Source organism: Paenibacillus sp. 01T422, from assembly GCF_056398785.1.
The window spans coordinates 1-6,335 of sequence record NZ_JBFTQB010000334.1 but is presented as its reverse complement, the minus strand read 5'-3'; the positions used below and the strand labels follow the sequence as shown (position 1 = coordinate 6,335).

Here is a 6,335-nt window from a genome sequence, read left to right as displayed (position 1 = left end):
GCTCTGTGACTGTCTGCCATAAATGTTCAGCTGATGCTGGAATAAGCCGATCTCACCTTGACCGTTGACATACGATTTGATCGAAGATCCTCCCACTTCAACGGATTCACTTAGCGTACGAATAATCGCCTCATGCAGCAACATGAGCTCCTTCTTGCTGAGCGACGACGCCTCGCGTTCCGGGTGAATACCTGCTAAGAAAAGGGACTCGTCTACATAAATATTACCGATACCCACAATATATTCTTGATTCAGCAGCAGCGGCTTAATCTTCGTCTTTTTGTGGGCTATCCGGTCCCGGAAAGCCTCGAATGTGAAAGCCTCATCCAGTGGCTCCAAACCAAGTTTGTGCAGCGGAGGCTGCGTAAGCTCTTCCCCTCTAGGGAATAGATGCATCGTGCCAAATTGCCGCACATCCTTGTACCGCAGCTCGCTGCCATCGGTAAACCGAAACAGCACATGCGTGTGAGACTCCAGTGGATCTTCACTGCTGTATACACCATAGCGGCCTTCCATCCGCAGATGTGAGACCATGACGTAATCCGTCAAAACAAATCGCAAAAACTTGCCTCTGCGCTCAATCGTTTCAATCTGCTGACCTTGCAGCAGCACTTCAAACATCTGAATATCATCAGGTTTCTGTATGATGCGGGGCAGCCTGACCTGAACCTGCTCGATCGTTTTACCGGTGATCAGATTGTTCAGTGTGCGCTTGACCGTCTCGACTTCGGGTAGTTCAGGCACGGATGTTCACCTCTTTAGTAGTAGTTCAGCCTTCCTTACTTGGCGTCATACCAAGTAAGGCCATAATCAACGTCCGCACTCAGCGGCACGTCCAGTTTCAATGCCCCTGCCATAACTTCCGGCACAAGGCGTCGCATCGTCTCGAGTTCCTCTTCCGGGACCTCGAAGACGAGCTCATCGTGTACTTGAAGCAGCATGCGGCTCTTCAAGCCCTCTTGCTTCAAGCGAGCGTCCATCTGCACCATAGCAAGCTTAATGATGTCAGCCGCCGTACCTTGAATCGGCGTGTTCATCGCAGTACGCTCAGCGAAGGAACGCAGATTGAAGTTGGAGTGAGTAATCTCCGGCAAATACCGACGGCGCTGCAGCAGAGTCGTCACATAGCCGTCTCTGCGCGCATCCTTCACGATATCATCCATATATTTGCGAACACCCTGGAAGACAGCAAAATACTGTTCAATGAACTGCGCTGCATCCCGGCGAGTAATGTCTAAGTTCTGAGACAAGCCATAGTCGCTGATCCCGTAAACGATCCCGAAGTTAACGGCCTTGGCCTGACGCCGCATATTCGCGTCGACGGCGCTCTCTTCCACCCCGAAGACGTCCATCGCCGTCTTCGTGTGGATGTCCATATTCTGAAGGAAAGCCTCCTTCAGATTCTCATCCTGCGAGATGTGCGCAAGCACGCGCAGCTCGATCTGCGAGTAATCCGCAGCGAGAATGTACCATCCAGGCTCGGATGGCACGAACACTTTGCGGATCTTCCGGCCCTCCTCCAGACGAATCGGAATGTTCTGGAGGTTCGGGAACTGGCTGCTGAGCCGTCCTGTGGCGGCAATGGTCTGCCGGTAATAGGTATGCACCTTACCGGTCTCTGGCCGCACTTCTTTCAGCAGCCCTTCGACATACGTCGATTGCAGCTTCGCAAGCTGACGGTAGTTCAAGATCTGCCCGACCACTTCGTTGTAGGGCGCGAGGCGCTCCAGCACCTCGGCATCTGTCGAGTAGCCGGTTTTGGTCTTCTTCCAAGCTGGCAGCCCCAGCTTCTCGAATAGAATCTCGCCAAGTTGCTTCGGCGAGTTGATGTTGAACTCCACGCCGGCGAGCTTGTAAATACTGGACATAATCGTGTCCAGCTTATTTACGAGCTCCATGCCGAGCGCCTTAAGCCCTTCCGCGTCCACGGCGATGCCGCGCAGCTCCATCTCTGCCAGCACGCTAGCCAGCGGCTGTTCCAGCTCGTAGAAGAGCTGATGCATCTCGCCCTTCTCCAGCTCTCCCGCCAGCACCGGCACCAGGCGCGCGGTTGCCATTGCTTTGCGTCCCACGTGGTCGCTAAGCGCTGAGAGCTCCGGCAGGCGGAATTTCGCGCCTTTGCCGAACACGTCCTCGTCTGCCTTGAGGCCAGGCAGGCTGTATTTCGCCGATAAGCCGCTCAAAGTAAGATTCGACTCCGTAGGGTCGAGCAGGTAAGCGGCCAGCAAGGCGTCGAAATCCACGCCTTTGAGCACGATGCCCTGCCATGCCAAAGCGAGAATCGAGCGATGCAGGTCAAAAAGCTGCTTCTTCTTCGTATCATCTGCCAACCATGCGCGCAGCGGTTCGCCTGCTTCCCCTTTGAGCAGCTGGATAGGTACATAATAAGACGTATTCACGTCGCCATCATGCGTAAACCAGACCACGCCGACATTGACAGCTTGATGCGGATTTTCGCCGACAGCTTCTATATGAATGGCTCCGCTATCGCTTAATTTGCCAACTAGCTCGCCCACATTGGCTTCGGTAACAACAACCGCTTCCATGCTTTCAACGACTTGTCCTTCCGCTTCCAAATCCACCGTGCCGAAATCCATTTTCTCCAGCAAGGATTTAAATTCCAGCTTACGGAACATGCCAGCCAAGGCTTGTCCATCATAACCGTCGTAACGGAACGTATCCCACTCGGTTTCCATGGGCACTTCACGGAAGATTGTCGCGAGCTCTTTACTCATGATCGCGTCTTTCGCGTGCTCCTCGACTTTTTCCTTCATTTTGCCCTTCAGACTGGCCGTATTCGCAAGCACTTCTTCAACAGTGCCGAATTCATGGAGCATCTTGAGCGCAGTCTTCTCCCCAACTCCCGGAATACCCGGAATGTTATCCGACGTATCGCCCATAAGTCCTTTGAGATCAATAATCTGCGCGGGTGTTAAACCATATTTTTCTTTGATTTCAGCAGGGTTATAAAGCTCAACTTCCGTAATTCCTTTGCGAGTTATCGCAACAGTAACATGATCAGAAGCAAGCTGCAGCATATCCTTGTCTCCGGAAACGAGAAGCACTTGCTCACCCTTGGCGTCTGCGGCTTTGGTCAGCGTACCGATAATGTCGTCAGCTTCATAGCCAGATAGCTCAAACTGCGGAATTTTGAACGCTTTCAGCAATTCTTTGATCAGTGGGAACTGTTCGGAAAGCTCCKACGGCGTTTTGGCCCGTCCGCCCTTGTATTCGGTATATTCTTTATGTCGAAACGTAATCTTCCCGGCATCAAAAGCAACAAGAAAATGCGTCGGCTTTTCTTCTTCTATTAATTTGAGCAGCATGGTTGTAAAACCATAAACAGCATTTGTGTGTAATCCACTAGAATTGCTGAGAAGCGGTAAAGCATAGAAAGCTCTGTTTGCAATCGAGTTACCATCAATAATAATAAGCTTATCCATAAGTTCGCACCCCGTTTTTAGACATACTTCCTTCATCATAGCATACGAAATTAAAATAAAAAAACGCTAGCGCACATAAACATGTAAGGAATCCATTAATCGATGTTCCGGTCTTCAGAAGGAGGTTCTCCGAATGAGCCCTTTTTTCTCACCAACACGTAAAAAGGTTATATTTTTCGATATGAACAATACGATTTTGGATCGCAGACAATGCTTTGACTCTGCATTCCTTGAGGTTATGAATGACTATACGGCGAGGTGGGAGCCGGACGAATCTTTCTTCACTGCCCAGGATGTTCTTCAGAGTTATAAAATGGAATGGAGCCGGCACCGCAAAGCTCCTGTGCGTAGTCCCTTATCGCCGGATGAGCTTAGACATACTTGTTTGCGCAAGGCGCTGAATCCTCTACCCGTGAATGTCAGCACGGCGTTTACTCGAGCTTTTTTTGAACAGGTCGAGGAGCAAGAGGACTATTTTGTTGCGCTTTTTCCTGGCGTAGAGGACACACTTGAGGCTTTGTCCCAGAACTATAAGCTTGCTATTATCAGTAACGGAAATCGCAGAAGATTGCAAAGTAATTTGGATAAATTGAAGCTGACCCGCTGGATAACCGAGGATCGCTTATTTAGCTCGGAGAAGGACGGTCCGCGTAAACCGCACCCAGCTATATTTGAGAGAGCTCTGAAGACCATGAACGCGGCTTCAAGCCAAAGTGTGATGGTTGGTAACTCGTGGCGCAATGACGTGGTAGGAGCCGCATCCAGCGGTCTAGACGCCATCTGGATACATCCCGGGAATATGAAGAAAATTTCGGAACGACGAATCGGTAAACAGAAGGTCGTTATCATCCGTTCATTTAAACAGTTGATCTACACCTTCTAAACGTGTTCACCCTATATTATGGAAATAATAAATGCTGCCTGGATACGCCTTGGCTTTCTTCTTGAGGATAGCCGCGGTATGTGAAATATATTCAAGTGAAATGGGAGATTCACAGCTGCAAACAACTAAAGATAGCGACAGTGTGACTCCCTCGCTTTTAACCTTGTTGCCGCTCCGGTCCCACACATACTCCCATTCCTCATCTTCATAGAACATCTGCACGCCCATCTCGAACCTGCGAATCATTTCCTGGCACAGAAGCTCAGGCTCGTCCGTAGAAGAAATCGCGATAAAATCATCGCCTCCCACATGCCCCACAAAATCAAGCGGGGTCCCGCAAACCGAAATCGCCTGCTGCATAATATCCGCGGTGTACTGAATCAGTTGGTCCCCTTTTTGAAAACCGAATCTGTCATTGAACCATTTGAAATAGTCCAGATCCGCATAGACAACATGGAATGGCTTATTCTCATGAATCCGTTTATTCAATTCCCGGTTAATTTGCAAATTCCCTGGCAAGCCTGTCAGTGGATTCGCCACTCGAGCTGATTCCATCCGAACATTAGTTATGCTCTCTAGAATAGCTCGGATCGAAGCAATCCCTGCCATCTTCCCATTGCTTGTAATGATCACAAGGTCATATAAATGATGAATCGACCGAGAAGTCGCCATCTGAGACACTTGCTCGACTGAAATAAACTCGTCCACGATAAGCGGCGAGTCATCCATGACACTGTCAATCGTCCGATTCCAAAATAAAGAAAACGCATATTGTCCCGCCAACTGCTGGAACAGACGATCTCTCATCATTAGGCCGACTGGTACTTCTTCACTAACGATGACAGCTCCAACAGATTCTTGATTCTTCTTGAAATAATCCGCCACTTCCGATATAGGCACTTTCTTGTCGAACACTTTCACAGGTGTTTTCAGATCGCCAATCGCCCAGGTCATATGGCCTCCTTGTACTTTGCGCTGCTGCCAAATCAACATCTTCAAGCTGTCCTGAATCGTAGCCGCATGCTGCTGCGGTCTTCCCAGCAAAAATCCTTGGGCATAATGCACGCCAAGCCTTGCCAATTTAGTCAGTTCATCGACATGTTCAATGCCTTCAGCGATCAAAGAGATGTTCATTTTTTGTGCAAAAGTAACGAATGTTTCCAATATGTACTCTTTTACTTTGTTGATATGGATATCCTGGATGAGAGATCGATCGATCTTGATAAAATCCGGCTGAAGCTCGGCAATTGCCTGCATAGACGAATACCCCGCGCCAGCATCATCGATCGCAATCCGATAACCTTGTTTCCGGTAATGCGCCAATATTTTTTGGGCTAGGGAGAAATCCTCAATGGAGGTTCTTTCTGTTATTTCAAAAACGACGTTGTTTGGACGGAGCCCGTATTTCTGTAAAATTTCCAGCGTTTTCCCCGGAACAAACCCAGGATCATACAGCACATGCGAAGAAATATTAATAAAAAGCAATTGCTGCGGATGCTCCAAAATGGACCCCTGAATGGCTTTCTCACGCGCCAACTGCTCAAGCTTGTACAACTCACCGTGCTGCTCGGCAAATTGAAACATTGCTAGCGGCGAGTGGAAATTACTATCTTTGGGACCACGAATTAGTGCTTCATACCCCATTACTAGACCATCTTGCATAGAAACAATAGGCTGATAGACAGAATAAATGGAACCTTTTTCAATGATATCGTAAAATTGGAGCAGCTCTTCTGACTGAATACCCATGTCCATCATCCCTTGCGTCATTTAAGTTTATTCTCAGTCTATCAAACCAAATGGCAGGCTTTATTATCAATATGTAAAATGTGTGTAAAGAGTTGAAATAAAAAAGAGGGAATTGCCTTTTTGCCACGAAAAAATAGAAGGACGATTGCTAGGTGCGTACAAGCGCTTGTACAAGCACGGAAAGGATTTGAAATGGAACAACAAGTCAAAATCTTGGCGGTAGATGACCGCTACGAGAACTTGCTGGCTCTGAATAGCAT

At 48.6% G+C, this 6,335-nt stretch carries 4 protein-coding genes; 1 reads left to right on the top strand and 3 read right to left on the bottom strand.

Translation table 11 applies throughout. The features are described 5' to 3' along the window. Both mutM and polA read right to left on the bottom strand, forming a co-directional pair. Positions 1 to 744, bottom strand: a 744-nt coding sequence (mutM, locus tag AC1DUA_RS19035; RefSeq protein WP_477501265.1) for a DNA-formamidopyrimidine glycosylase, incomplete at its 3' end; no start/stop codon positions are given. A 35-nt stretch (positions 745 to 779) separates the two neighbouring features. Then, the gene (polA, locus tag AC1DUA_RS19030; protein WP_477501264.1) at positions 780 to 3,443 is read right to left on the bottom strand and encodes a DNA polymerase I; all 2,664 of its coding nucleotides are present in this window, start codon (positions 3,441 to 3,443) and stop codon (positions 780 to 782) included. A gap of 133 nt (positions 3,444 to 3,576) precedes the next feature. On the opposite strand from polA, the gene AC1DUA_RS19025 reads away from it, so the two are divergent. After that, positions 3,577 to 4,326: an HAD family hydrolase gene (locus tag AC1DUA_RS19025; protein ID WP_477501263.1), complete on the top strand. Its 750-nt coding sequence runs from the start codon at positions 3,577 to 3,579 to the stop codon at positions 4,324 to 4,326. Between the two features lie 6 nt (positions 4,327 to 4,332). Here AC1DUA_RS19025 and AC1DUA_RS19020 read toward each other — a convergent pair whose 3' ends face one another. Beyond that, positions 4,333 to 6,075, bottom strand: coding sequence for an EAL domain-containing protein (locus AC1DUA_RS19020; RefSeq protein WP_477501262.1), 1,743 nt, complete (start codon positions 6,073 to 6,075; stop codon positions 4,333 to 4,335). Between the last annotated feature and the right edge of the window lie 260 nt (positions 6,076 to 6,335).

Excerpts from the sequence above, each read along its gene's own strand:
- AC1DUA_RS19025 (WP_477501263.1), top strand. The coding sequence starts at position 3,577 with ATGAGCCCTTTTTTCTCACCAACACGTAAAAAGGTTATATTTTTCGAT.
- AC1DUA_RS19020 (WP_477501262.1), bottom strand. The coding sequence starts at position 6,075 with ATGGGTATTCAGTCAGAAGAGCTGCTCCAATTTTACGATATCATTGAA.